This is a genomic window from Bradyrhizobium mercantei, from assembly GCF_001982635.1.
In the GTDB taxonomy this organism is placed as follows: domain Bacteria; phylum Pseudomonadota; class Alphaproteobacteria; order Rhizobiales; family Xanthobacteraceae; genus Bradyrhizobium; species Bradyrhizobium mercantei.
In genome coordinates this window covers 25,302-50,675 of the sequence record NZ_MKFI01000005.1, presented here as the reverse complement: position 1 = coordinate 50,675, position 25,374 = coordinate 25,302, and the positions used below count along the sequence as shown (strand labels likewise).

25 protein-coding genes are annotated in these 25,374 nt (G+C 64.7%); 10 read left to right on the top strand and 15 right to left on the bottom strand.

Annotation, left to right across the window (positions count from 1 at the left end):
* Positions 1 to 46: 46 nt before the first annotated feature.
* From BI327_RS22910 to BI327_RS22875, 8 genes are all read right to left on the bottom strand, one after another.
* Entirely contained in the window at positions 47 to 1,291 is a 1,245-nt protein-coding gene (locus BI327_RS22910) for a flavin monoamine oxidase family protein (RefSeq protein WP_076863303.1), read from the bottom strand.
* 230 nt (positions 1,292 to 1,521) lie between these two features.
* Positions 1,522 to 3,348 carry a translational GTPase TypA gene (gene typA / locus BI327_RS22905; protein ID WP_076863302.1) on the bottom strand — a complete coding sequence of 609 codons (1,827 nt, stop codon included), beginning with the start codon at positions 3,346 to 3,348 and terminating at the stop codon, positions 1,522 to 1,524.
* A 289-nt stretch (positions 3,349 to 3,637) separates the two neighbouring features.
* Positions 3,638 to 3,871 (bottom strand): hypothetical protein, encoded by a 234-nt coding sequence (locus BI327_RS22900; RefSeq protein WP_076863300.1) that lies wholly within the window; start codon positions 3,869 to 3,871, stop codon positions 3,638 to 3,640.
* A gap of 8 nt (positions 3,872 to 3,879) precedes the next feature.
* Positions 3,880 to 4,155, bottom strand: a complete 276-nt coding sequence (locus BI327_RS22895) for a hypothetical protein (RefSeq protein ID WP_076863298.1) — start codon at positions 4,153 to 4,155, stop codon at positions 3,880 to 3,882.
* A gap of 39 nt (positions 4,156 to 4,194) precedes the next feature.
* Positions 4,195 to 4,446 (bottom strand): hypothetical protein, encoded by a 252-nt coding sequence (locus BI327_RS22890; protein WP_076863295.1) that lies wholly within the window; start codon positions 4,444 to 4,446, stop codon positions 4,195 to 4,197.
* Positions 4,443 to 5,888 (bottom strand): radical SAM protein, encoded by a 1,446-nt coding sequence (locus BI327_RS22885; RefSeq protein WP_076863293.1) that lies wholly within the window; start codon positions 5,886 to 5,888, stop codon positions 4,443 to 4,445. The genes BI327_RS22890 and BI327_RS22885 overlap by 4 nt, the downstream gene beginning before the upstream one ends.
* Positions 5,869 to 6,588, bottom strand: coding sequence for a prolipoprotein diacylglyceryl transferase (locus BI327_RS22880; RefSeq protein WP_076863291.1), 720 nt, complete (start codon positions 6,586 to 6,588; stop codon positions 5,869 to 5,871). The genes BI327_RS22885 and BI327_RS22880 overlap by 20 nt, the downstream gene beginning before the upstream one ends.
* A gap of 193 nt (positions 6,589 to 6,781) precedes the next feature.
* A complete protein-coding gene (locus BI327_RS22875) occupies positions 6,782 to 7,546 on the bottom strand; it encodes a Crp/Fnr family transcriptional regulator (protein WP_076863288.1) in 765 nt (254 codons plus the stop codon).
* 199 nt (positions 7,547 to 7,745) lie between these two features.
* Here BI327_RS22875 and BI327_RS22870 point away from each other — a divergent pair, with 199 nt between their 5' ends.
* Together BI327_RS22870 and BI327_RS22865 are read left to right on the top strand one after the other, a co-directional pair.
* On the top strand, positions 7,746 to 8,120 hold the full coding sequence (locus tag BI327_RS22870; protein ID WP_076863286.1) for a response regulator: 375 nt from the start codon (positions 7,746 to 7,748) through the stop codon (positions 8,118 to 8,120).
* A 71-nt stretch (positions 8,121 to 8,191) separates the two neighbouring features.
* The gene (locus BI327_RS22865; RefSeq protein ID WP_076863284.1) at positions 8,192 to 9,301 is read left to right on the top strand and encodes a hypothetical protein; all 1,110 of its coding nucleotides are present in this window, start codon (positions 8,192 to 8,194) and stop codon (positions 9,299 to 9,301) included.
* A 26-nt stretch (positions 9,302 to 9,327) separates the two neighbouring features.
* On the opposite strand, the gene BI327_RS22860 is transcribed toward BI327_RS22865, so the two are convergent.
* The 3 genes from BI327_RS22860 to BI327_RS22850 all read right to left on the bottom strand — a co-directional run bounded on the left by BI327_RS22860 (position 9,328) and on the right by BI327_RS22850 (position 13,905).
* A complete protein-coding gene (locus BI327_RS22860; RefSeq protein WP_347337679.1) occupies positions 9,328 to 10,350 on the bottom strand; it encodes an N-acetylmuramoyl-L-alanine amidase family protein in 1,023 nt (340 codons plus the stop codon).
* A 145-nt stretch (positions 10,351 to 10,495) separates the two neighbouring features.
* On the bottom strand, positions 10,496 to 12,058 hold the full coding sequence (locus tag BI327_RS22855) for an alkaline phosphatase D family protein (protein ID WP_076863282.1): 1,563 nt from the start codon (positions 12,056 to 12,058) through the stop codon (positions 10,496 to 10,498).
* Positions 12,059 to 12,501: 443 nt separating this feature from the next.
* Positions 12,502 to 13,905, bottom strand: coding sequence for a TAXI family TRAP transporter solute-binding subunit (locus BI327_RS22850; protein WP_245334912.1), 1,404 nt, complete (start codon positions 13,903 to 13,905; stop codon positions 12,502 to 12,504).
* Positions 13,906 to 14,131: 226 nt separating this feature from the next.
* On the opposite strand from BI327_RS22850, the gene BI327_RS22845 reads away from it, so the two are divergent.
* A complete protein-coding gene (locus tag BI327_RS22845; protein WP_076863279.1) occupies positions 14,132 to 14,437 on the top strand; it encodes a 4a-hydroxytetrahydrobiopterin dehydratase in 306 nt (101 codons plus the stop codon).
* Between the two features lie 91 nt (positions 14,438 to 14,528).
* Entirely contained in the window at positions 14,529 to 14,906 is a 378-nt protein-coding gene (locus BI327_RS22840; protein WP_076863277.1) for a YkvA family protein, read from the top strand.
* 44 nt (positions 14,907 to 14,950) lie between these two features.
* Here BI327_RS22840 and BI327_RS22835 read toward each other — a convergent pair whose 3' ends face one another.
* The 3 genes from BI327_RS22835 to BI327_RS22825 form a co-directional block, all read right to left on the bottom strand.
* On the bottom strand, positions 14,951 to 16,120 hold the full coding sequence (locus BI327_RS22835) for a TAXI family TRAP transporter solute-binding subunit (RefSeq protein ID WP_076863275.1): 1,170 nt from the start codon (positions 16,118 to 16,120) through the stop codon (positions 14,951 to 14,953).
* 18 nt (positions 16,121 to 16,138) lie between these two features.
* Positions 16,139 to 17,014, bottom strand: a complete 876-nt coding sequence (locus BI327_RS22830; protein WP_076863274.1) for a hypothetical protein — start codon at positions 17,012 to 17,014, stop codon at positions 16,139 to 16,141.
* A 501-nt stretch (positions 17,015 to 17,515) separates the two neighbouring features.
* Positions 17,516 to 18,496, bottom strand: a complete 981-nt coding sequence (locus BI327_RS22825; RefSeq protein WP_076863272.1) for an NADPH:quinone oxidoreductase family protein — start codon at positions 18,494 to 18,496, stop codon at positions 17,516 to 17,518.
* A gap of 105 nt (positions 18,497 to 18,601) precedes the next feature.
* Here BI327_RS22825 and BI327_RS22820 point away from each other — a divergent pair, with 105 nt between their 5' ends.
* The 6 genes from BI327_RS22820 (at position 18,602) to argG (ending at position 24,535) form a co-directional block, all read left to right on the top strand.
* Positions 18,602 to 19,441: an SDR family oxidoreductase gene (locus tag BI327_RS22820; protein WP_076863270.1), complete on the top strand. Its 840-nt coding sequence runs from the start codon at positions 18,602 to 18,604 to the stop codon at positions 19,439 to 19,441.
* A gap of 157 nt (positions 19,442 to 19,598) precedes the next feature.
* Positions 19,599 to 20,186, top strand: coding sequence for an invasion associated locus B family protein (locus tag BI327_RS22815; protein ID WP_076863268.1), 588 nt, complete (start codon positions 19,599 to 19,601; stop codon positions 20,184 to 20,186).
* An 82-nt stretch (positions 20,187 to 20,268) separates the two neighbouring features.
* On the top strand, positions 20,269 to 21,483 hold the full coding sequence (gene rlmN / locus BI327_RS22810) for a 23S rRNA (adenine(2503)-C(2))-methyltransferase RlmN (RefSeq protein WP_076863266.1): 1,215 nt from the start codon (positions 20,269 to 20,271) through the stop codon (positions 21,481 to 21,483).
* A 120-nt stretch (positions 21,484 to 21,603) separates the two neighbouring features.
* Complete coding sequence (locus tag BI327_RS22805) at positions 21,604 to 22,089, top strand: hypothetical protein (protein ID WP_076863264.1); 486 nt, start codon at positions 21,604 to 21,606, stop codon at positions 22,087 to 22,089.
* A 234-nt stretch (positions 22,090 to 22,323) separates the two neighbouring features.
* Positions 22,324 to 23,106, top strand: a complete 783-nt coding sequence (locus tag BI327_RS22800; protein WP_076863262.1) for a phosphatase PAP2 family protein — start codon at positions 22,324 to 22,326, stop codon at positions 23,104 to 23,106.
* A gap of 91 nt (positions 23,107 to 23,197) precedes the next feature.
* Positions 23,198 to 24,535 (top strand): argininosuccinate synthase, encoded by a 1,338-nt coding sequence (gene argG / locus BI327_RS22795; RefSeq protein WP_076863260.1) that lies wholly within the window; start codon positions 23,198 to 23,200, stop codon positions 24,533 to 24,535.
* A 198-nt stretch (positions 24,536 to 24,733) separates the two neighbouring features.
* Here argG and BI327_RS22790 read toward each other — a convergent pair whose 3' ends face one another.
* Complete coding sequence (locus BI327_RS22790; RefSeq protein ID WP_076863258.1) at positions 24,734 to 25,321, bottom strand: TetR/AcrR family transcriptional regulator; 588 nt, start codon at positions 25,319 to 25,321, stop codon at positions 24,734 to 24,736.
* Positions 25,322 to 25,374: the final 53 nt, after the last annotated feature.

Below are 25,374 nucleotides of genomic sequence, written 5' to 3'. Positions count from 1 at the left end.
AAGCGGCGAAATGGATTGCTTCGCTCCGCTCGCAATGACGGTGTGGCTACTTCCGCGATGCAGTCACCACTTCCTTCGCCGCCCTCTCGCCGCTGTCCCGCGCGCCATGCGCGGTCGAGAAAAAGCGCGGCGACGTCGCTTCGCCGGCGAAGAACAGCCGGCCGTCGACTGGCGCAGCCAGCACGGCGCGCTTGCCGGCTTGGCCGGGCAGCGCGTGCGAGTAGGAGCCGCGGGCGAACGGGTCGTGGGCCCAGCGGGATTCGCTGAGCGGCTTGAGCTTGCGGCGGAAATCGTTGCCGAGGAAGGAGACGATCTCGTCGATGCTGTGGGCGGCGATGGCGCCGTCGCCGGCGTCTTCGAGCTGTTGCGCAAAACGTCCGCCGAAGAAGCCCTCGATGCAGGGCTGGCCGAACGGGCGGATGTGGTAGGTGCCCATCTCGGTGCGCATGGTGGCGCCGCGCAGATTGCCTTCCTTCGGCAGTGCGTCGGGTTCGGCGAGTGCCAGCGTCACCTTGTCGGCGAGGCCGAGCGGCAGGCCGCGCGCGGCATCGAGCTTGTCCGGCAGCGCTGGCGAGAAGCGGATCGCCTCGTCAGCGATCAGATTGGTCGGCACGGTGACGATCACCTTGTCCGCCTCGAGCACGCCGCGCGAGGTCTCGATGCGGACGCGCGTGCCGGAATGATCGATCAGCCTGACCTCGCAGCTCAGCGCGACCGGCACCTGCGCGCCATAGGCTGCGATCAGCGCACCATAGCCGCGCCGCACCCGCCAATTGACCTCGGTGTCCTCATAGGCATCGACATCGAGGATCGAGACCTGATCGAGCTCGCAGCCGTTCACATAGGTCGAGATCGCATCGATCATCGGGTTCCAGCGGTTGCCGGGCTCGAGGTACAGGTTGGCCGGGTAGTCCTTGTCATGCTCCGCGGCCTTTTCGATGCGATCGTAGAATTCGTCGAGCGCAACCGTGAACTCGTCGCGGTCGGTCTGCGGGAACGCCTCGCCGTAGGCGCGCTCGCGCCACGGCGGCAGGTCCTTGTTGAGTTCGAAGCCAAGCTGCCGGGCGATGCCGACAAAGCTGTTCTGGTCGGCCGAATGCAGCCAGCCGCAGCCGACGTCGAACACCACGTCGGGCGCAGCCTGGATCGTGTGCGCGCGGCCGCCGAGGCGGTCGCGGGCTTCCAGCACAATGGTGGAAAGGCCGGAGCCCTTCAGCGCATGCGCGGCGCCGAGGCCTGCGGCGCCGGCGCCGATGATGGCAACATCGACCGTGGAGGGAAAGGAACTCATGTCCCGGCTCTAGCACGTCCGCCGCCGGGCCTGAAGCCGCCTCATGCATGACTGTCATCGCCCGCGAAAGCGGGCGATCCAGTATTCCAGAGACAGCTGTGATTGAGCCGATGGGCCGCGGCGTACTGGGTGCCCCGGTCCCGTCTACGCCAAGGCTTCGACGAGGCCTAGATGTCCGGGCGCGCCGAAGCTTTAGCGAAGGCGGCAAGCCGGGGCACGACAGATGAGGCTTACGCGACGGCTTCCTTGGCCTTTTCGGCGCGCTTGCGGTCGTTCGGGTCGAGATGCTTCTTGCGCAGCCGGATCGACTTCGGCGTCACCTCGACGAGCTCGTCGTCTTCGATATAGGCGAGTGCCTTTTCCAGCGTCATCCGGATCGGCGGCGTCAGGCGCACCGCTTCGTCCTTCGAGGTGGTGCGGATGTTGGTGAGCTGCTTGCCCTTCAGCACGTTGATCTCGAGGTCATTGTCGCGGGTGTGCTCGCCGACGATCATGCCCTTGTAGACCTTCCAGCCCGGCTCGATCATCATCGGGCCGCGGTCTTCCAGCTTGAACATCGCATAGGCCACCGCCTCGCCCTGGTCGTTGGAGATCAGGACGCCGTTGCGGCGGCCCTGGATCTCGCCCTTGTAGGCGGCATAGCCGTGGAAGATGCGGTTCATGATCGCGGTGCCGCGGGTGTCGGTCAGCAGTTCGCCCTGGTAGCCGATCAGGCCGCGGGTCGGCGCGTAGAACACCAGCCGCAGGCGGTTGCCGCCGGACGGCCGCATCTCGATCATCTCGGCCTTGCGCTCGCTCATCTTCTGCACGACGACGCCGGAATGCTCCTCGTCGACGTCGATCACGACCTCTTCGATCGGCTCCTGCCAGCCGCCGGTCGCCTCGTCCTTCTGCAACACGACGCGCGGGCGCGACACCGAGAGCTCAAAGCCCTCGCGGCGCATGGTCTCGATCAGGATCGCGAGCTGCAATTCGCCGCGGCCGGAGACTTCCATCGAGTCCTTGTCGGCGGCCTCGACGACGCGCAGCGCGACATTGCCCTCGGCCTCGCGCATCAGGCGGTCGCGGATCATGCGCGAGGTGACCTTGTCGCCTTCGGTGCCGGCGAGCGGCGAGTTGTTGACGATGAACGACATCGACACCGTCGGCGGATCGATCGGCTGCGCCGGCAGCGGCGTCTCGACCGAGGGATCGCAGAAGGTATCGGCGACGGTGCCCTTGGTGAGGCCCGCGATCGCGACGATGTCACCGGCCTCGGCCTCGTCGAGCGGGGTGCGCTCGAGGCCGCGGAAGGCGAGGATCTTGGTCAGTCGGCCGCTCTCGATCAGCTTGCCGTCGGCACCCAGCACCTTGACCTGCTGGTTCGGCTTGATCGAACCGGAGGAGATGCGGCCGGTGATGATGCGGCCGAGATAGGGGTTGGCCTCGAGAATGGTGCCGATCATCCGGAACGGACCTTGCTCGACCTTCGGCGGCTCGACATGGCGCACGATCAGGTCGAACAGCGGCTGCATGCCGAGGTCCTTGGGACCTTCCGGGCTCTCCGCCATCCAGCCCTGCTTGGCCGACCCGTACAGGATCGGGAAGTCGAGCTGCTCCTCGCTGGCGTCGAGCGCCGCGAACAGGTCGAACACCTCGTTGATGACTTCGGTCGGGCGCGCGTCGGGGCGGTCGACCTTGTTGATCACGACGATCGGCTTCAGACCGATCTTGAGCGCCTTCGACACCACGAACTTGGTCTGCGGCAGCGGACCCTCGGCGGCGTCGACCAGCACCAGAGCGCCGTCCACCATGTTGAGGATGCGCTCGACCTCACCGCCGAAATCGGCGTGGCCGGGGGTGTCGACGATGTTGACGCGGATGTCCTTCCACTGCACCGAGGCGGCCTTGGCCAGAATGGTGATGCCGCGCTCGCGCTCCAGATCGTTGGAGTCCATGGCGCGTTCGGTGACCTTCTGGTTCTCACGGAAGGTGCCGGATTGCTGCAGCAGGCGGTCGACGAGCGTGGTCTTGCCGTGGTCGACGTGGGCGATGATGGCGACGTTGCGAAGGTTCATGGCTCTTCTTCTGGTCGTGCAATGGTCAGATGCGCGATCTCGCCGGACCAGTTCGGCCGGCCGCTCGCTCGCGTGGCCCAATCGGGGCCCGGATCACGCTCATACCCAAGAAATTTGACGGGGACGCATCACCCCAAAAAGGAAGCCCGGTCAGAGGACCGGGCACCTCGCGCGTTGCGGCGCAATATAGTCAGAAAACGTCAAAAAACAACGGTTTATTGGCCGTTTAAGTGCCCGATTTTCGCCCCGGAAGCCGGTTTTGAGGGGCTTTTGCCGGTCGAATCCGGGGTCACTTCCGGGAAAGCGCCTGAACGATCAACGCCAACCCGCCGAAAGCCAGGCAGATCACGATGATGGTGATGGGATTGACGTTGGCGCCCGGTCCCATCGCGACGCTGACGATGACGCACAGGACGCCCGGGATCAGCAGGATCACCCCCACGCCAAGCATGAAGGCGGTCAGGCAGCCATTGCGCTGCCGCGGTTCCAGCGGCCTCAAAGGGGCCGGGTCGGTATTGCTCATGGGTGGACCTAGCTTCCCTTGATCGCGGCGCGGATCAGCATCACGCCGGCAAAGCAGACCGCGAGCCCGAGCAGGATCAGGAAGAGAATGGAGGGATCGGTTTTCGACTCGCTCAGGACGCCGAACCCGAACAGCAGGGCGCAGAGCCCGGGCAGCAGCAGGATCAGCCCGAACAGCACCATGAACGCGGTGGCGCAGCCGCCGCGCTGAGGCGGGAGCGGTGGAGGGACGTCGGGCGGCTGCGCTGGCGCGGGCGGCACCGGAGGGGGATTTGTCTCGCTCATGGCTGTCGGTTCACCAGTGGGCTCGCGATGCTGGCCTCCCTAGGACGCGGGCCTGCGGATGGCCCACCAGATCAGGGCCACGCCGAAGCACGCCACAAACAAGCAGCCGCCGACGAACTGAAGGTCGGCCGTGTTGCTGGTGTTGGCGATGCCGGCAAAAACGAAGAATAGCGAGCAAAGGCCGGGCAACAACAGGATGATGCCGGCGATGATCATCAGCGCCGTCACGCAGCCGCTGCGCTGCTCCGGAGGGCGGGGCGGAAGCGAAGGGGGCGCGCCGGTCTCGCTCATCGCGGCACATCCTCGCTCTGCCGTGCCTCCCGATAAGCCTGCCCGGCCAGCGCGGCGCGGATGCCGTCGATCAGCCCATTGCGGTAGAACAGATTGTAGGTGTCGAACGGGATGATCGCGCCGCTCTCGGTGACGAAGTGGATGCAGCTGCGCTTGACGTTGCCGACGCAGAAATTGAACCGATCGAGAAACTGCACGATGGTGACACGAAATATGTTCTCGTAGGTCAGACCCTCCGGCACCTCGAAGCTCGGCAGGCAGCACAGCAATTCGCAGACGCGCTCGCTTGTGTTCAGCGGCCCCGACGACAGCGAGAACAGATCGACGAACTTTTCCCGCAATACCGGATATTTCTCCGGGCTGATCGTGTTGGGCATCACGGCGACGAGCTGCTCCTGCGGGATCAGCGAAGTCAGCGGCAGCACTTTCTCGCCGTTGCGCAGGCCGTAGCCGATCGAGATGCTTTCGGGATTGCACGGCAGCGGGATCATGTCCTTGTCGCCGAACACCCCGGTCTCGATCACCCGCCTTCGGATCTCCGACAGCATGATGCGGTCGGTGTCCTTGTTGAAATCTTCGTTGCGGCCGGCGTCCTGCACCGGCTGCAGCGTGACGCCGCGCACGCACTTCCAGGTCAGCGCATGGCGGACGATGTCGCCGATCTCGGCGTCGTTGACGCCGCGCTTGATGGTCGCGACCAGCGTGGTCGAGACGCCCTCGCGCTCGAGATTCTCCAGCGCCTGCTGGCGGATCTTGCGCAGATCCGCGCCGCGCAGATTGACCAGCGCCTCGCGCTTCAGCGAATCGAACTGCAGGTAGACTTCCAGCCCACGCTTGTTCTCGGCGAGCTTCGCCACGAAGTCGGGCTCGCGCGCGATCCTGAGGCCGTTGGTGTTGATCATGACATGGCGGATCGGGCGGGCGCGCACCGCATCAAGGATGGCGAAGAAGTCCGGATGCAGCGTCGGCTCGCCGCCGGAGATCTGCACCAGATCGGGCTCGCCCTCGCTCGCCACCAGCGCGTCGAGCATCTTTTCGATCTTGGCCAGCGGCGTGAAACTGGTGCGCGCCGGCGAGGAGTCCGCAAAGCACACCGGGCAGGTCAGGTTGCAGTGCTCGGTGATCTCGATCAGCGCCAGGCAGGAGTGCTGCTCGTGATCCGGGCACAGCCCGCAATCATAGGGACAGCCGAATTCGGTGTGGCGCTGGAAGGCGAGCGGCCGGTCGCCGGGCTTGATGAAATCCTTGCACAGCCGCCAATAGGCCGAATCGGTCGAGACCAGCGTCGACTGCACGCCGTGCTGCTTGCAGCGCTTCTCGTACCAGACCTCGTTGCCTGATATCTGGATCTTGGTCGGCACCAGGGCGAGGCAGGTTTCGCAAAGCGACTGGGTCTGGCCCCAGAAGATGTAAGGGCGTGACTTACGCAGCGGCGCGTTCATGCTTCAAACTCACATTTGGCGCCGTCGCCAGCATGACGGCGGCATAGACCATGACAAACAGCGACAGCAGGTGAAACAGCGAGAACGGGCCGATCAGCGCGCCGTAGGGCTTGATGAACTCCCAGAGGAAGCGCTGCAGGCCGTAGTAGAACAGCACGAGGTAGAATCCATTGGTGATGATTGCGGCATTGCGGTTCAATACGGCCCGGACATAGAAGACGGCGAACCCCGCCATCGCCAGGCTTTCATAGAGCTGCACCGGGTGGCGCAGCACGCCGTCGCCGAAATCATGGCCCCAGGGCAGCGTGGTCGGCGTGCCATAGGTGAAATCCTCGAGGCCTGCGAAATAGCAGCCGAGCCGGCCGACCGCGACGCCGATCGCGAGCGGCAGCGCGAACCGCGCACCCGTTCGCAGCGAAATGCCATGCAGCCATTTGTAGAGCTCGATCGCGACGATGCCGCCGGCCAGCGCGCCCTCGACCGAGCGGGCGATGCCGGACATGCCGGAGAACCACAGGTTCAGCGTGCCGAAGATGTAGGCGCCGATGCCGGCCCCGAATACCAGCGCGGCGATGTAGGGCAGCTCGAAGGATTGCCGGGGGAATTGCAGCCCGCGCCGGCGCGACAGCCACCACATCGCGATTGCGGCCGCGCCCCATGCTGCGACGTCGAAGACGGCGTGAAGTTCTGCCCCACTCATGAGGCGAGTGTAGCGCGGATTTCGCGTGGCGCGATAGTCGCGATGCTCTTTCCGCTGGCACCGTCATGGCCGGGCTTGTCCCGGCCATCCACGTCTTCCTTCACCGCGAAACCAAGACGTGGATGCCCGGGACAAGCCCGGGCACGACGAGCTACAAAACGACGAAGCGAATTCGCGGCTTGAGCCGCGCCGCTCAGTTCGCCGGATTGTCCTCGCTCGGATACACCCCGCGCAGCACTTCCTCGAAATGATCCTTGACCGCGTCGTTGCACAGGCAGGAGCGCTGCTTGAGCTTGTCCGAATCGCGGATCACGATCGCGCCGCGACGCGTCTCCAGCACGCCCTCGGCCTTGAAGTTCTGGATCACCCGGCTGGTGTAGCTGCGGCCGACGCCGAGCAAGGTCGAGAGCTGCTCATGCGTGAGCGGCACCACGCCGTTGCCGTTGGTGCGCTCCATCGCCGAGATGATCCATTTCGCGGCGCGTTGCTCGATCGAGTGGATCGCGTTGCAGGCGGTCGACTGGAAGATCTGCGCCAGCATGCAGTCGGCATAGCGCGCGAAGATGTTGCGGACCGAGATCGATTTCAGCTTGGCGGCGTCGAGCCTGCTGATCGGCAGCCGCACGAACGGGCCGCTGAACTTGACGGTGATGCGCGTATACGCCGGCAGGAATCCCTGGCTGACGATGCCGCCGACCGCGCCTTCGCGGCCGACCAGGATGGTCTCGACGTCGCGCCCGTCCTCGTTGGGCACCATGTAGGACGCAAGGCTCGGTCCGCACGGGAAGTGCACGGTCTGGACGTCGTCGCCGGGGTTGTAGAGCAGATCGCCGGCGTCAGCCTCGACCAGCGCAAGGTGCGGCGCGATCAGCTCGTAATCGGCGGCATTCAGCCGGCGCAGGAGATTGTTGAATGGCCGGTCGCTCGTCCCGGCCAAATCGGTCCGATTGGCAATCATTGGAAAATCCTGAAAACCCAACGCGGACCATAATTAAAAAGTTCCAGCTTTTATGTTCACTAGTGAACAGACGCGGTAGCTCGCGATGTGATGGGTTTCATGTCGGGAACAGCCGGCGTGCTCTCAGGCGCCGGTCGCGGGCCATCCGGCCGGGCTGATCCGGTCTCTCATCCATCATCGAAGAAATGGACACCGAGCCATGGAATCCGCATCCAATGCCGGCATGCCCGGTGACGTCCTGGTCGTCGAGGACGATCCGATCATCTCGCTGTATTTCGAGGACACCATCCTCGGCTTTGGCGCGCGCACGGTGCGTACCGCGGCGAACGTCGCCCGCGCGCTCGAACTGATCGCAGAACGCGCACCTGACTTCGCGCTGCTCGATGTCGGCCTCGTCAGGGGCGAGAAGACGTTCGCGATCGCCGAGCGGCTCGATGCGCTGAAGGTGCGGTTTGCGTTCGTCACGGGTTATGGCGCCGATATCAGGCTGCCGGAATCGCTCGCCGGCAAGCCCCGGCTGACCAAGCCGTGCTCGAGCGAGGCGCTCGAAGCCGCGCTGCGAAACGAACACTGACGCCTCGCCGCCGGCGCGTTCGTCGTCTACCATCCGGTCCGTCGGATTCGGCGACGCATCGGGAAGCCGTCATGGCGATCAGGAATTCTGCCACTGCGGCAGCGCTATCTCTCGGGCTGCTGTCGCTGGCCCCGGGCGTCATCGGTTGTTTGGTGTCGCCAGCCATCGCCGAGCCAGCCGCGCTGACGCGCGAGCAATCGGCTGCGCTCAAGACCTACGACACTGCGCTGGAGAATCTCAAATCGATCCTGCGCCAGCGCCGCGCACAGATCGATGCCAATCAGCCGCTGCCCAACCTGCCGGGTCAGGCGCTCTACCTTGCCCGTGTCGAGATGATGAGCGCTTACAAGGATCTCACCGATGCGCTTCCGTCCAGGATTGGACGGCCCAACCGGCTCGGTATCCCTCCAGCCTATTTCGACGCCGCCAATGAGCCGCTGCTCGATGAGTACAGGGCGCTCTTCGACATCATGGAGGCGCCGCCCGCCAGCGCGCAAAGCTCCGACACGCCATTCAAGGACGTGGTCGATCTGGCGACCGCGATCGCGCGCGCCAAGGGGCTTGATGCCGCTGACGCCGCCCTCGCAGGCCGGATCAGCCTCGGCCTGTTCTTTGCCGAGACCAACGGCAAGCAGAATGCGGGAAACGCGCGGTCGAACACCTATAAGGGGAGCCTGCAGACCGGGCCGTCGGAGGATCGCAACGGTCGGAGCAAATGGGCCGCCATCAAGGGATCGATCGCGGCCGTCGATCCCGCACTGAACCGCCGCGACGACAGGGAAGAGGCACGGGCCGGCAACCTCGATCACAGGTACAATCACTGGACTGCGGTGCGAGACGCGCTGATGAATGCGCATGCGGAGATTTTCCCGCAGGTCCCGGCGATCGCAAAAGCCCTGCCCAATCCGATCGATCAGATGAAACTGTTCGAGCTGATCCAGATCATTCCAACGCCGACCAGGGCTGCGCTCCGGTCGGGCAATCTCACAGGTTATAGGATCTCCGATCCCCGGATCATGGGATATCTGCGAAACAACAGCGTCTTCGCTTTCGGTCGGGCCGACCGGGCTCGGACGTCTGCAACCTTCCGTGAGATTCTCGATGCCATGTGGCTGTTCAACGCCAAGTTCGAGCAGGCGCTCGCCAAGTTCGACGAGATCAAGGCGGGCAAGCCGGGCTGAGTCGGCAGAAACTGATCGCTCGGCCCTCAGGGCGGGCCGACCAGCGCCCAGCGCGGATCGCAGAACTCCTTCACGGCAGACGCGACGCCGCCGGCGATGATGTTGCGGCGCTCGGGCGAGTCCATTGCAAGTTCTTCGTCCCGGTTGATGATCGAGCCGGCCTCCAGCAGCACGGCGGGCATCGCGGTCTTGCGAAGCACGATCAGCTCGTCATAGCTGTAGACGCCGGTCTCCTTGTTCAGCAGCGGGTGCTGGTTGCTGCCCATGATGGGCTGGCTGTATTGCTCGGCATAGCGCAACCCCCCAGACTTCAATTCCTTCGCGACCAGCTCGGCGAACCGCAGGCTCGTCCTGAAGTCCGGATTCTCCCGGGAGACGAACACCGAGTAGCCGCTGAAGCGGTCGCTGAAGTGGCTTTTCTTGCCCTCGAATTCCCAGTCCTCGAGCATCTTGTTGGGCACGGAATCGTGGTGGATCGACAGCAAGAGATCCGCGTGCAGATTGTTGGCGTTGGCGACCCGCCTGAACAGGCTGGGTCGCGCCTTGCCTTCGGTCAGCAGCAGCCTGGTCTCGGCAAAGCCTTCGGCCTTCAGCCTCTCTTCGACCAGCCGCGCAAGGCGCAAATTGAAGGTGAATTCGGCGACGTTGCGCGCGCTGATCGCGCCTTCCGACTCGGCGGTGTGTCCGACATCCAGCACGATCCGGAATGTGGCGGGATCGCATGTCGCTGTGGCGGACTTGGGAGCGGAAGGTGGCAGGGCGATCGGGCCGAGCGCTGCAAGCCGCGTGGCACTGGGCTTTGCCGGCGCGCGGTGTCTTGCCGATTTCCTTGCCGATTTGGCCGGCCTTGTCGCCTGCCTTGCCGACTTCGCGCGTTTTGGCGATTTGGCTTGCTTGGATGAGGTCTTGAAGAGATCAGGTAGCCAGCCGGCATAGCTGATTTCGATCGGCAGCAGCGCGAACACGGCGATCGCGACAACAATCAAGCGGCGAGGTCGAAACCTCGCGACGATGCCACCGAGCACGCGAAAGAATTCGCAGCGCCTCATGCTCCGCCCCTCCGGGCCCCCAGCATAACGGCTCCGATATCGGTACCGGAAGAGGCAGGTCGCGTCTATCCCCCGTCATCCGCGGCGTCCCCGCTTTGGGCGAGGGCTGTCGAGGACAGGGCGTCTGGTTCCGCCGCCGTGGCGATTACACCGGCTTCGGATCGAGCGTGATCGCCCACAATTCGGCATCGACGCGGTCGCGCAGGCTCACCGTCATCTGGCCGCTCTTGCCGTCGATCTTGACGTGGCCGAAGAACTGCATGCCGGCCGACGGCGGCAGGTTCTGGCTGGCCTCGCCCGGCGCCTTGACGAACTTCACCTCGGGACCAAACGTGTTGTCGAGCTCGTTCGGACCGAACGTGCCGGCATGCAGCGGGCCGGAGACGAATTCCCAGAACGGATCGAACTCCTGGAACTGGGCCTTGTTCGGGTTGTAATAGTGCGCAGCCGCGTAGTGCACGTCGGCGGTCAGCCACACCGTGTTGGCGATCCCCGCGGTCTTGATGAAGCGCAGGATGTCGGCGATCTCGAGCTCGCGGCCGCGCGCCGGGCCGTCGCCCTGCGCAAACGCTTCCGAGCCCTTCTTGTTGGCCGCATCATCATAGACGATCAGCGACAGCGGCATGTCGGAGGCGATCACCTTCCAGGTGGCGCGCGAGTTGAGCAGCGCGCGCTTCAGCCAGGCCATCTGGTCCGGCCCGATGAAATAGGCGTCGGGGCCGTAGGTTTCCTGCAGGTTCGGCCCGTTCGGCCCGCGATAGCTGCGCTCGTCGAGCATGAACACGTCGAGATGCGGACCGTAGCTCAGCGTGCGATAGACCCGACCCGGCTCGACGATGCTCTCGCGCATCGGATACATCTCGTGGAAGGCTTTTGCCGCGCGCGCGGCGAGCACGTTGATGTCGCGCTCCTTGTAGGCCGCCGGCAGCTGCTTCGACAGCGACCAGTTGTTGGTCACCTCGTGGTCGTCCCACTGCACGAAGATCGGCACCTCGGCATTGAAGGCGCGCAGATTGCTGTCGAGGAAATTGTATTTGTGCGCGGCGCGGTATTCGTCGAGGGTCTCGGCGACCTTGGCCTTCTCGGGGATCGTGATGTTCTTCCAGATCTTGCCGTCGGGCTGCTTCTGCTCGGCGGTGATCACGCCGTCGGCATAGATGGTGTCGCCCGAATGCAGGAAGAAATCCGGGGCGTGCTTCTTCATCGCGGCGAAGGTGATCATGCCGCCGTCGTCGGGGTTGATGCCCCAGCCCTGGCCGGCGACGTCGCCGCCCCACACGAAGGAGACGTCGCGGCGGTCGCTCGGCGCGGTGCGGAAGCGGCCGACCACGGGCTCGCCGACGACGTCGATATGGGCGAGGTCGCGGAAGCGGACGCGATAGAAGATGTCCCGACCGGACGGCAGGTTCTCCAGCAGCATCTTGGCGGTGAAGTCGCTCTCCGGCAGCGCCGCGATCGGCGGCAGCGTATGGGCGTCCTTGAACGACTCCGTGGTCGCGACCTCGACCATCATCTGCGACGGCCGGTCCGCACGCGCCCACACCACGCCGCCGTCGACGCCGACATCGCCGGACTGCACGCCATGGGTGATGACAGGACGATCGGCCGCACGCGACAGATAAGGCATCGCGATCACGCCGGCGCCGGTTGCCGCTGCCGTGGAAAGGAAGCGTCGGCGGGTGAGATTTCGCGAGAACCGGATCGTCATGGGGAGCCTCCTCAGGTCACAGCGACAATGCGCCGCACGCCTGCCAAGACCTAAGAAAATTCCATGACGGAGAGATTACAGGGCGGCGTGAGGGCGCGGCGATGGTCAGCTTGCGCGAAGATCGCAATTGATCCGGGTTGCGTCCGTAAGGGGAGCGCGCACGTCAGGCTCCCTCCCCCCCTTGCGGGGGAGGGTGGGGAGAGGGGTAAGCCCCGGGCGAGATGATCGTGCAGAACAGTGCCTTCGCCGCTCAGTCATTCGTTGCCGAACTGCATTCTGAGAGACCACGTCGTGTGGTACCCCTCTCCCTAACCCTCCCCCGCAAGGGGGGAGGGAACCCTGCCGCCGGTGACTCCCTCACAGGTTTTCGGATGAGAAAACGGAGCAAGCCATTCGCAAGCGGGAGAGGCGAAGGGAGTCCGCGGATGGAGAGGGATTGACGGCTACGCCGTGCCCGCCGCCCTGAACTGGCTCGCGGTCCGCTGCAAATTCTGCGGCATGCTCAGCAGCAGCGCCTTGCGGTCGGCGACGGCGTTGTGGAACTGCTCGAGCGCGATGTTGAACGCGGTCAGCGTGCCTTCCTCGATGGCGCCGTGCTCGAAGCAGTCCAGCGTGTGGCGCAGGATGTCGTCGGCCTCCGCCTGCATCTGGTCGAGCTCTTCGGTCGAATCGCTCTGCCGCGCGGATTTCAGCATCTCCAGCAGCCGGTCGCGCTGTGAGGTGTTGGTGTTGCGCTCGTCCTGCTTGAGATAGCCGGCGAACCATGCACCGGCCGAGCCCATCGCCGAGAACGCCATCAGGCTCCACCAGATGTAGTCGCTGTAGCGGTCGAGGAAGGTCTTCTCTTCGCCATCGACGAAGGCGGCGGCGCCCGGATGCACCGGGATGGTGGCGTCCTTGTCGGTGTCGGGCGTCTCGATCTTGGCGGCGAGCGGGAAATCGTTCTTGAGCGATTGGCGGATCGCGAACAATTGCCGGGTGAAGGCCGCGACCGTCGAGTCCGACAGGCCCTTTCGTGCGACGATGTGATGGGAGAAGCTGATCGTCTTCACCTCATCGTCGGGCCGGTCGGCCGAGCCGAGCGAGCCGGCGGGGATTTCGGCGGCCTCATAGGCCGGATGGTTCTGCGCAATCGCTTCCGAAGCGTCGATCGCAAGGAAGGTGGGCTCGCCGCCGTCCTTGGTCGACGCCGTGATCGCATCGATCGTGATCTTGCTGTTGGCGGGACCAACGGCGAGATAGGCGTCGGCCTTGAGGTTCTTGATGGCCTCCGGCGCCTCATTGGCCGGGAACTGGACGATCTCGACCTTCATCGGGTCGACGCCGTATTGCGTCAGGATCAGCTTCAGCAAATTGACATTGGCGGGCGTGCGGCCGACGACGCCGATCTTGCGGCCGGCAAGCTGCGCGATCTTGGTGATCTTGGCGGACTTCCGCACCTTGCCCTTGGCGGGCGGAACCCACATCACCACGACATTCTTGCGCAGGGTCGCGACCGCCTGCGCATTCTTCGGCACTTCGAGGTCGCCGCGGATGATGGCGAGATCGGCCTTGCCGTCGGCCAAGGTCTGCGCGCTGGCGGTGGCGCCGTCGGTCTGCACCGGGCGGAGTTTGACCTGGGTATGCTGCTGGTTGTTGAAGGCCTGCGCCAGCGCCTGCACGACCTTGAGGTCGTCGCTGTTGGCGGGCCCGACTGCGATCCGCAGCGTCACCGGGCGCACCGCGAAATAGTAGCCGGCGGCCATCGCGCCGACGATGGCGAGCGCGCCCGCGATCAAAACGAACATCAGCCGCCGCTTTGCGGAGCGCAGTGGCTTGGGCGATACGTTGGCGGAACCGTCTGTCATCGATCTTGGATCATCGATCTCGCAAACAATCGTCTGGGCTCAATCTCGCAAAACTACCGACGCGCATACATTGCCTATTTGTAGCAAATTACTGAACGGACAGATGTTACATCTGCGTCATGGTTACCAGCGGCGATAGGACGCGGTTTCGGCCTTATTTTCGGCTTGGATCCCATCCTTGAGGCCGGCGGTTAGGCTAGAGTGGGCGCCAAAGTGGAGGGTTACCATGGTCGAAAGGCTGTCAGCGGAAGCAAGGAAGGCCGCGCTTTGGGAACTGGCCGGCTGGTCGGAGCTCGCCGGGCGCGAGGCGATTGCAAAGACCTTCGTGTTCAAGGACTTCAACGAGGCCTTCGGCTTCATGGCGCGCGCCGCTTTGGTTGCCGAAAAGAGCGACCATCACCCCGAGTGGAAGAACGTCTACAAGACGGTCGAGGTCGTGCTCGCGACCCACGATGTCGGCGGGGTGACCAAGCGCGATATCGACCTCGCCAAGGCCATGAACACGATCGCAAGGCAGCTTGGGGTCAATTGAGCCGGCTGTCCGCAGCCTTGCGCCGGTTGGCCGACATCCCCAGATTCGCTTTGTCCGCCGCCGAACTGTCGCGGCGTCGAGGAACCCTGTGATGGCATCGAGCGACACCGGTGTGGGATTTGGGCCTGCCGACCGGCTGGCGCAGGACCCGGAAAGCGTGCGCCGCCGCTTCTGGATCAAGTTCAAGAAGGTGGTCGGGCGCCTGCCGGTCGCCGAGGACCTGCTGGCCGCCTTTTACTGCGCCTTCGACCGGCAGACGCCGCGCCATGTGCAGGCGGCGCTGCTCGGCGCCATCGCCTATTTCATCCTGCCGTTCGACTTCATCCCGGACATGCTGCCGGTGCTCGGCTTCACCGATGACGCGGCGGTGCTCGCCACCGCGATCCGCATGGTGGCAAGCCACATCACCCCTGAGCATCGCGAAGCCGCACGCGCCGCGCTGAAGCGCGGGGTGCCTGCGGAGGCGTGAGCGCGGTGCGCTTGCCGACATTGTGACCCGACGCGTTGCGCGAGCTACCGCTTGTCGCCGCCGCGCATTTGCGCGCGGGCTTTCTCGGCTTCCCACACCTTGAATTGCTTGAATAGCGTCTCCTTGTCGGCATCGGTTTGGAGCTTGGCGGCGGCCGGTGCCTGCTTGAGGAATTCGTCGAAGCGGCTGCGGGTGACGGCTTCAACGCCGTGGCGGTCCAGCCATTGCTGGGCCACCGGCAGGCGCTGCCAACCCTGCAGCGGCGCCGACAGCGAGACCTCCCGCCACTTCGGATGGAACGGAGGATTCTGGAATGTCGGAAACTTCGTGAAGAATGCATCCACGAACGTGGCGAGCTTCTGGTAGCGCTCGGTGTTGGCCCCCCAATTGTAGGCCGCGAGCACGGCAGGAACGGCGATGGTGTCGACGCGCTCTTCGCCCGAAATCAGGTTCGGGTAGTCCTTGGCCGACAGGCTCGCGGGCAGATAGTCGCCCTGCAAAGGCTTGTCGTAGTCGACGGTCACCAGGTGAAACCGATCGTCCTTGAAGCCGCTCACGGACTTGTAGGGTTTGCCGCCGCATACGATCACGGCATCGATCTCACCGGCCTTCAGCTTCTCCAGCGCGATGCGCTGCTCGATATAGACGACCTTCGGCTTCATCCCGAGCCGCTCGAACACGGTCAATGCGGTCACGAAGGTGCCGCCGTTGGGAAGGTCGACACTGACGGTCTTGCCTTCGAGCTCCCTGAGATTGTGGATCGATTTCGACGCGATCACATGCATCTCTTCGTTGTAGAGCTTGGTCACATAGGTGAACTGCTTCTTGATGTCCTTCGCAAAGCCCTTCCGCTCGAGATAGTCCAGCGTATCGGATCGAACGATGCCGAGATCGACGCCCTGCAGAAACAGGATGTCGGCGACGCTCTGTACCGATCCTCGCCCGACAATCGGCAGGATGCGCAGCTTGTTGCCGTCGTCGAGCACGGAGGCGAGGTCGGCGCCGAACTGAACATAAGTGCCGCCGATCGTGCCCGAGATCAGCGTGACCGTATTGGCGTTCAGGCTCTGCTTGGTCTTTGCGGAGCCGAACTGGAAGATCGCCTTCAGGCTGTCGCTGACCTTGGCGGGGTCTAGTTCGGTCTGCTCAGCTCGTGCCGCGGGGCTGCAAATCATCATCGTAGTGAATAAGAACAATCCAAACAAACGTCGCATGTGCCCCTCTGAATGAGCTTAATTCTGGATCTGCGCGAGACGCTGCTGCGCGGGCTGCGAGCCGAGGCCGGCAGCCTTGCGATACCAGTGGCGTGCCATCTCCGGATCAGGCGTGATGCTGCGCTTGTCCAATGCCCCGAGTACGTCGGGATCGTAGGTGCGCGCCAGCAGCAGCGCTGCATCCGCATCCTGCGCGTCCGCGGCCCGCTCGAGCAGTAGCCGCGCCGATAAGATGTCGCCGATCGCAAGCAGGCCGTTGGCCCGCTTGAGAAGCGCCGCAACGTCATCCGGATCGAGGCGTCGCGCGGGCGGTGCCGGCGGCGGCGGTGGCTCGATCGGCGCAACCGCCGGCGCTTCTCGCGCCACGACCTGGCCCTTGATCGCTTCCTGATAGGCTGCTGCGATCCGCTCGCGCGACGGCGGGCTTGCGATGGCGCTCGATTCCTCGGTCGGATCCGCGACCTCCGTCACCTCCGCAACCTTCGTGGTCACGCGGCGAACCGCCTCCGTGATCTCTGCGCGGGCCTCGACCGGCGAAACGGCGATCAGTGCGGCCTTGGCGCTCAGGATCGCTTCGCGCGCGCTGCCGACGAACAACAGCGCGACGACCGCCGCGAGCGCGGTCGCCGCACCAAGGCTGATGCCGATCCGCGCAGCTCTCGAAATCCCGACCGGCCGGTCCGGTTGGGCTTCGAAGTCGGTTTGGTTCGCCGGATTAGCCTCGTTTGCCGGATTTGACAGGAACAGCGGAACGGGCTCGTCCGCGCCAATGTCCGGATCGCGATGACGCGATCGCCTGTAGCGATAAACGGAAAATCCGGGATCGTTGATGTCTGCGCTGACCGCGCTGCTCGGCGGCTCGCCAGATTGCGGCCGCGTTGATTTGTCCACCATTTGATGCTTCCCCGCTACTCAATGCAACGATGGGCATCTCTGGTGTCTGGTTGTTATTGATTATTGGGGTCCCCGAGCGCCCGGACCGAAGATCGCATGGCGATTGGGCCCAAAAAACGGCCCAGAGCGGCGCGAATTTGGATTTGTTGTGCTTGGATTGCGGCAGAAGTGCCTAATTCAACGAAATATGGTCGCACGGTAAACGCGAACTTTCTCCACGTTGAAACCGGCGTCGGCGTTGGCAGCGTAGCGTCGTAGCCCGGATGGAGCGCAGCGCAATCCGGGGCAGTCTCGCGCGATTGATGGATCGTCCCGGATTTCGCTGCGCTCCATCCGGGCTACAGGCCTCCCTTCTTTCCCCTGAAAGGGAGAAGGTCGGGATGGGGTCAGCCGCGGACGATGCTCTATGCGGAGAGACCAGACCCCACCCGCTTCGCTCTGGCGAGCAAAGCGACCTCCCCTTTTCAAGGGGAGGTTAAGGAAAGTGAGCGTCGCGGTAGCTCAGCTGCCCGGATGCAGGATCACCTTGCCCATCGCCTTGCGGCCGGCGAGCACCTTGAGGGCTTCCGCGGTCTGCGACAGCGGGAAGGTGCGGTCGACATGCGAGGAGATCTTGCCTTCCGCGGTCCACTGCACGAGCTTCTCGAGGTTCTTGCGGTTCTTGTCCGGATTCTGCCGCGCCCACGCACCCCAGAACACACCTCTGATATCGCAGCCCTTCAGCAGCGCGAGGTTGAGCGGAATTTTCGGAATGTCGCCGGCGGCAAAGCCGATCACCAGGAAGCGGCCTTCCCATGCGGTCGAGCGCAGCGCGGCCTCGGCGTAGGAGCCGCCGACCGGATCGAACACGATGTCGGCGCCCTTGCCGTCCGTCAGCCTGCGCAGCCCTTCCTTGAGATCTTCCTTGGCATAATTCAGCGTCAGCTCGGCGCCGTGCTGCTTGGCGAAAGCGAGCTTCTCGTCCGACGACGCGCAGGCGATCACCTTCAGCCCCATCAGCTTACCGAGTTCGCACGCGGCAAGGCCGGTGCCGCCGGCAGCGCCGAGCACCGCGAGCGTCTCGCCCGGCTTCGGGCTCGCGCGATCTTCCAGTGCATGCAGCGCGGTGCCGTAGATGATGATGATGCCGGCGGCGCGGTCGTAATCGAGATTGTCGGGAATCTTCACGATCGAATTCGCAGGGAGCGCGATCTTGTCGCGCGCGCCGTTGTGGCCGCATGACGCGACGACGCGATCGCCGACCTTCAGATCGGTGACGCCGGCGCCGACGCTTTCGATCACACCGGCGACTTCTGCGGCCGGCGAGAACGGGAACGGCGGCTTGATCTGGTATTTGCCCTGGATCATCAGGATGTCGAAGAAATTCAGCGCCGCCGCCTTGATCGCGATCACGGCTTCGCCGGGACCCGCCACCGGATCGGGCACGTCAGCCAGCACGAGATCGTCGGGTTGACAGTATTGCGAGCAGAGGATGGCTTTCATGGACACACCTGAGTTTCGGACGCAGAAAGAGCTGCAAGATCTTGGACTACAAGCTTCATGCCGGATTTGCGGCGGAGCGACAATACAAAGCGGAGGGATCAAACTATGTTTGAAAAAGGCCTGCTAGCGAAAAAACGCATCCTGATCACCGGCGGTGGCTCCGGTCTTGGCGCGGCGATGGGCCGCCGCTTCGCCGAACTCGGCGCCGAACTGATCATCTGCGGGCGACGCGAGGGCCTGCTGGAGGAAACCGCCGCGAAATTCCGCAGCGAGCTCGGCGCCAAGGTCTCCACCGCGCGCTGCGATATCCGCGACGGCGCGGCGGTCGAGGCGATGATGGATCAGGTCTGGCAGGACGCGCCGATCGACGTACTCGTCAACAATGCTGCCGCAACCTTTATTGCGCAGAGCGAACATTTGTCATTCCGTGCGGCGGACGCGATCCTCGCGCCGACACTGCATGGCACGATGTACTGCACGCTCGCCGCCGGCCGCCGCTGGATCGAAGGCAAGCACAAGGGCGTGGTGCTCTCGATCCTGTCGACCTCGACCATCACCGGCCGCGCCTTCACCGTGCCGTCCTCGATGGCCAAGACCGCGGTGCTGGCGATGACCAAGAGCCTTGCCGTGGAATGGGGACCGAAGGGCATCCGCACTGTCGCGATCGCGCCCGGCGCGTTCCCGACCGCAGGCGCGACCGGACAGTTGCGTCCCGAAGGGCGCGGCGAGACCTGGTCGCATCGCAATCCGCTCGGCCGCGCCGGCGAACATTCCGAACTCGCTGATCTCGCGACCTTCCTGATCTCCGATCAGGCCGGCTACATCAACGGCGAGATGGTGGTGCAGGATGGCGGCTCGCACTTGCGCAGTTCCGGTGCCGAGGACCTGCTGCAATGGACCGATGCGCAGTGGGAGAGCCAGCGTGCCGCGCGTGCCAAAGCCTAGCAAGCGATCATCGAGTCATGATGCGTGATGCGGCCATGATTGGTGTTCGTCTTTCGGCCTAACTGCCTTCCCAAAAAGGCGTTTCCCGGTTATCCATCCGGGCCGGCGGAGGGGGAATCGCCGGGCCATCTTGCAGTCACAATGATGGGGGAACCAGTTGGCCGTGCAGCAGATTCTGACATCACTGGCGGCTTGTGTCCTGTGCGGGATCATCTCCCTTGCACCGACGCAGGCTGCGCCCAAAAAGGAAGCGGCCAAGCCGGCGCCTTCGGCCGCCGCGGCTGCGGCCGGCGGCGCGGAGCCGACGCTGATCGGCCAATTCGGCACCTGGGGCGCGTACACGGCATCGCCCAACGGCAAGAAGGTGTGCTTTGCGCTCGCCAAGCCGGCGTCGTCGAAGACCAATCCGGCCAATCGGCCGCGTGATCCGGCTTATGCCTTCATCTCCACCCGTCCGGCGGAGAAGGTCGTCAACGAAGTCTCGATCATGATCGGCTATACCGTGAAGCCGGGCTCGGAATCGACGCTCCAGGTCGGCGGCGGTACCTATGCGATGTACACCCAGGGCGACGGCCTCTGGATCAAGAATGCTGCCGAGGAGGAGCGGATGGTGGAAGCCATGCGCAAATCGGCCGAGCTGACGGTAAAGGCCGTCTCGGCGAAAGGCACCGAGACGACGGATACTTTCTCGCTAAAGGGCCTGGCGCAGGCGCTCGACCGGCTGGGCCAGGACTGCCGGCGCTAGAACGTCAAGATCGCCTGAGTGACGTAAATTCGAGGTATTTGGTGGCTTTCCAGCACCGGCTGGAAGGCCTATTTGAGGTTTCATGACCGACACCCAGACCACCCATGCCGCGACCGGCGCCAATACGCTGGTCGAAAAGGTTCCGCTCGAGACCTATGTGCCGCCGGCCAAGCCGTCGCTGATCGGGCTGTCGCGCGCCGAGATATCAGATCGCCTGGGCGAAATCGGGGTGCAGGCCGGCCAGCGCAAGATGCGCACCCAGCAGCTCTGGAACTGGATGTATTTCCGCGGCGCCAAGAGCTTTGCCGAGATGACCAACGTCTCGAAGGACATGCGCGCCGAGCTCGAGAAGCATTTTACCGTCGACCGTCCCGAAGTGGTCGCCGAGCAGATCTCCAATGACGGCACCCGCAAATGGCTGCTGCGGCTGCCGAGCGGCGACAAGGTCGAGCGGGCGCACGAGGTCGAGTGCGTCTACATCCCGGAGACCGATCGCGGCACGCTGTGTGTCTCCTCGCAGGTCGGCTGCACGCTGAACTGCTCATTCTGCCACACCGGTACGCAGCGGCTGGTGCGCAACCTCACCGCCGGCGAGATCGTCGGCCAGGTGATGGTGGCGCGCGACCGGCTCAACGACTGGGCCGATCGCGAGGACGGCACGCGGCGCGTCACCAACATCGTGATGATGGGGATGGGCGAGCCGTTGTACAATTTCGACGCGGTGCGCGACGCGCTGTTGATCGTCGGCGACAATGAGGGCATCGGCATTTCCCGCCGCCGCATCACGCTGTCGACCTCGGGCGTGGTGCCGAACATCCAGCGCACCGGCGACGAGATCGGCGTGATGCTCGCGATCTCGCTGCATGCGGTGCGCGACGAATTGCGCAACGAGCTGGTGCCGCTGAACCGCAAATATCCGATCAAGGAGCTGCTGCAGGCCTGCCGCGATTATCCCGGCGCCTCCAATGCGCGGCGCATCACCTTCGAGTATGTGATGCTCAAGGGCGTCAACGATTCGCTCGAGGACGCCAAGCTCTTGGTGAAGCTGCTCAAGGGCATTCCGGCGAAGATCAACCTGATCCCGTTCAATCCGTGGCCGGGCACGGCCTACGAGTGCTCGGACTGGGAGCAGATCGAAAAGTTCTCCGAATACATCTTCAACGCCGGCTATTCCTCGCCGGTGCGCACGCCGCGCGGCCGCGACATCCTCGCCGCCTGCGGCCAGCTCAAGTCGGAGACCGAAAAGCTCTCGGCCCGCGAGCGCCAGGCGCTGCGCGCGATGGCGATGACGGATTGAGAAGTGCCACTCTCCATGCAATCCGTCATTGCGAGGAGCGAAGCGACGAAGCAATCCATGCCTCCGCAAGCTGAGAGATGGATTGCTTCGCTCCGCTCGCAATGACGGGGAGCCCGTAGCATGGCCCTGATCGGCCGCCTGTTCGTTATCGCATTCGGCTTCCTGATGGCCTGCTTCGTTGCGGGCATCATCGTGGTCGTCGCGGTGCTGTATCCCGAGATCTCTGATTTCGGCGGGCAGATCGACCAGAGCGCGGTCAACATCGTGCTCGGCTTCGGCTTCATCTTCATATCAGGCTTTGCGCTGCTGCCGGCGCTGATCGTGGTGCTGATCACCGAGGCCTTTTTCATCAGGAGCGTGCTGGCCTATGCGGTCGGCGGCGCGATCGTCGGCGCTGTCTGCTATCTCGGCCTGATCCCGTTCGACCCCAATACGATGCAGTTCCACGGCATCGTGCGCCGGCACATGGAGATCATGACCGGCGCCGGCATCGTCGCCGGGCTGGTCTACTGGCTGATCGCCGGCCGCAGCGCCGGCGCCTGGCGCGAGCCGCCGCGCCCCTTGCCGCCGCCCCCGCCATTGCCGTCGCAATCGCCGCGGCCGTGATCGGCAATCTCATCCTCCCCTGGAGGGGGAGGATCGGTTCGCATGAAGCGAAGCGCAATACGAACCGAGGTGGGGTGACAGTCTGCCCGCGCAAACGCTGCCCGTGTGGAGAGATCACCCCACCCCGGCTCACATTTCGCTCCGCTCAACGCGAGCCGACCCTCCCCCTCCAGGGGAGGGTAAGCGACGTCCTCGCACTTTTCATGCCCTCCCGCCTCGGCTAAACCGCGCGCCATGAACCGGACCGGACTTTTCATCGCGCTGGCGCTGGCGCTCATCGTCGGCATCCTGTTCGGGCTCTATCCCGAGCTCGACCTGAAGCTGGCAGCTTTGTTCTACGACGCCGCGGAAAAGTCCTTTCCCGTGAAGCTCGACGCGGTGGCGCAGTTCGCGCGCGATGCGGCGATGTGGATCGCCTGGGCGCTGGTGCTGCCGGCGATCGTGACCATCGTCTGGAAATTCATCCGGCCGGATCGGCCGATGCTGATGTCCGGCCGCGCCGCGGTGTTCCTGCTCACCACGATGCTGCTGTCGGCCGGCGTGCTGACCAACTTCACCTTCAAGAACTATTGGGGCAGGCCGCGGCCGGTGTTCGTGACGCAGTTCGGCGGCGACCTGCAATTCATGCCGTGGTGGGACCCGCGCGGCGGCTGCCCGCGCAACTGCTCGTTCTTCTCGGGCGAGGGCGCCACCGCGTTCTGGACCTATGCGCCGGCGGCGCTGACGCCGCCCGCGTGGCGGCCGCTGGCCTTTGCCGGGGCGACCGTGTTCGGCATTGTCACCAGCGGGCTTCGAATGGCCTTTGGCGGCCACTTCTTTACCGACGTCGCGATCGCCGGCCTGGTGTCGTTCTTCACGGTCTGGCTGTTTTACGCCCTGATCTACCGCTGGGCGGCGACCCGGCTGACCGACGCCCAGGTCGATGCCGCGCTGACGCGGCTTGCGATGCCCGGCTACCGGTGGGTGCAGCGCTGGCGCCGGGGTGGACGGGCGCAGTCCAGCCAGCCCGAGGCTTGATATGGGGCCCGATTAAAGGGGTGCCCCGCCTTCGGAAATTTGATATTCGGCCTCGTCAAACCTCATCCATTGCGACCGATTGGACCGTCCCATGAGTACGATTCTGAAAAGCCTGCCCACTGGCGAAAAAGTCGGCATCGCGTTCTCGGGCGGGCTCGATACGTCAGCGGCGCTGCTCTGGATGAAGCTGAAGGGCGCCAAGGTCTTTGCCTATACCGCCAATCTCGGCCAGCCCGACGAGGCCGACTACGACGCGATCCCGCGCAAGGCGATGGATTTCGGCGCCGAGAAGGCCCGCCTGGTCGATTGCCGCACCCAGCTGGTCCATGAGGGCATCGCCGCGATCCAGTCCGGCGCGTTCCACATCTCGACCGGCGGCATCACCTATTTCAACACCACGCCGCTCGGCCGCGCGGTCACCGGCACCATGCTGGTCGCGGCGATGCAGGAGGACGGCGTCAACATCTGGGGCGACGGCTCGACCTTCAAGGGCAACGACATCGAGCGCTTCTACCGCTATGGCCTGCTGACCAATCCGTCGCTGCGGATCTACAAGCCGTGGCTCGACCAGCAGTTCATCGACGAGCTCGGCGGCCGCGCCGAGATGTCGGCATTCATGACCGCGCAGGGCTTCGCCTACAAGATGAGCGCGGAGAAGGCCTATTCGACCGACAGCAATTTGCTCGGTGCGACGCATGAGGCCAAGGATCTCGAGAGCCTTGCGAGCGGCATCACCATCGTCAACCCGATCATGGGCGTGCCGTTCTGGCGCGCCGACTGCGATGTCAAGGCCGAGAAGGTCGTGGTGCGGTTCGAGGAAGGCCAGCCGGTTGCGCTGAACGGCAAGACGTTCGCCGATCCGGTCGCGCTGTTCCTGGAGGCCAATGCGATCGGCGGGCGCCACGGCCTCGGCATGAGCGATCAGATCGAGAACCGCATCATCGAAGCCAAGAGCCGCGGCATCTACGAGGCGCCGGGCATGGCGCTCTTGCACATCGCCTATGAGCGACTGGTCACCGGCATCCACAATGAGGATACGATCGAGCAGTACCGCATCAGCGGCATGCGGCTCGGCCGCCTGCTGTATCAGGGCCGCTGGTTCGATTCGCAGGCGCTGATGCTGCGCGAGACCGCGCAGCGCTGGGTGGCGCGTGCCGTCTCCGGCGAGGTGACGCTCGAGCTGCGCCGCGGCAATGACTACTCGATCCTGAACACCGAGAGCCCGAACCTGACCTATGCGCCGGAGCGGCTCAGCATGGAGAAGGTCGAGGACGCCGCCTTCACGCCGGCCGACCGCATCGGCCAGCTGACCATGCGCAACCTCGATATCGCCGACACCCGCGCCAAGCTCGGCCTCTACAACAAGACCGGCCTCATCTCGAGCGGCGAAGGCTCGCAGATCTTCCAGCTCGAGAACGACAAGGACTGAGGCGGGCGCGAAGCGCGCCGCAAACTCGCTGTCGTCGCGGGCAAGCGCAGCAGTCCATCCCCGTCATCCTGAGGTGCGAGCGCTTGCGAGCCTCGAAGGATGCGCGGCCCGGCTAGTGGCCGTCGACCCTTCGAGACGCGCGCAGGCGCGCTCCTCAGGGTGACGGGCATAGGGCAAGCTTAGCTTGCCAAAACAACTTCACTTCACCCTCAGCGCATCCAAGAGCGAGCGGAACGCGCGCGCATAATCGGTGCCGGTCTTGCCGATGTCGGGTCCCGCTGACACCGCGACCGCGGCCTCCGTCACCGCGCCGAGCAGCAGCCGCGCCAGGGGCTCGATCGGCTGCTGCGCGATCACGCCGGCGTCCATCGCAGCCGCCAGCGCGCGCGGGAATTTGCCACCGAAATGCTTGGCGTCGATCTCGCGCCAGCGCTCCCAGCCGAGCACGGCCGGGCCATCGCGCAGGATGATCTGGCCGGTCGGGCCCTTCGAGCACGCCGCGAAATAGCCCTGCGTGCCCGCCGCCATCGCGGCGAGCGGATCGTTCTCGGCGCGCGAGATGCGGTCGAGATCGGCGACGAGGTCGATCGACACCTGCTCGAACACCGCCGCGAACACCGCCTCCTTGGTCGCGAAGTGATGATAGACCGCGCCCTTGGCGACGCGCGCTCCGGTGGCGATGTCGTCCATCGTCGTCGCCGCAAAGCCGCGCTCGCCAAAGATGCGCCGCGCCGCCTTGACGATCGCAGCTCTGGTTTTCTCGCGCCGTTCGGCCTGGGTTGCCATCCCGCATCTCTAGCCCAGGTTCCGCAGCGGCGCCAGTTGACTTACCGACTGCC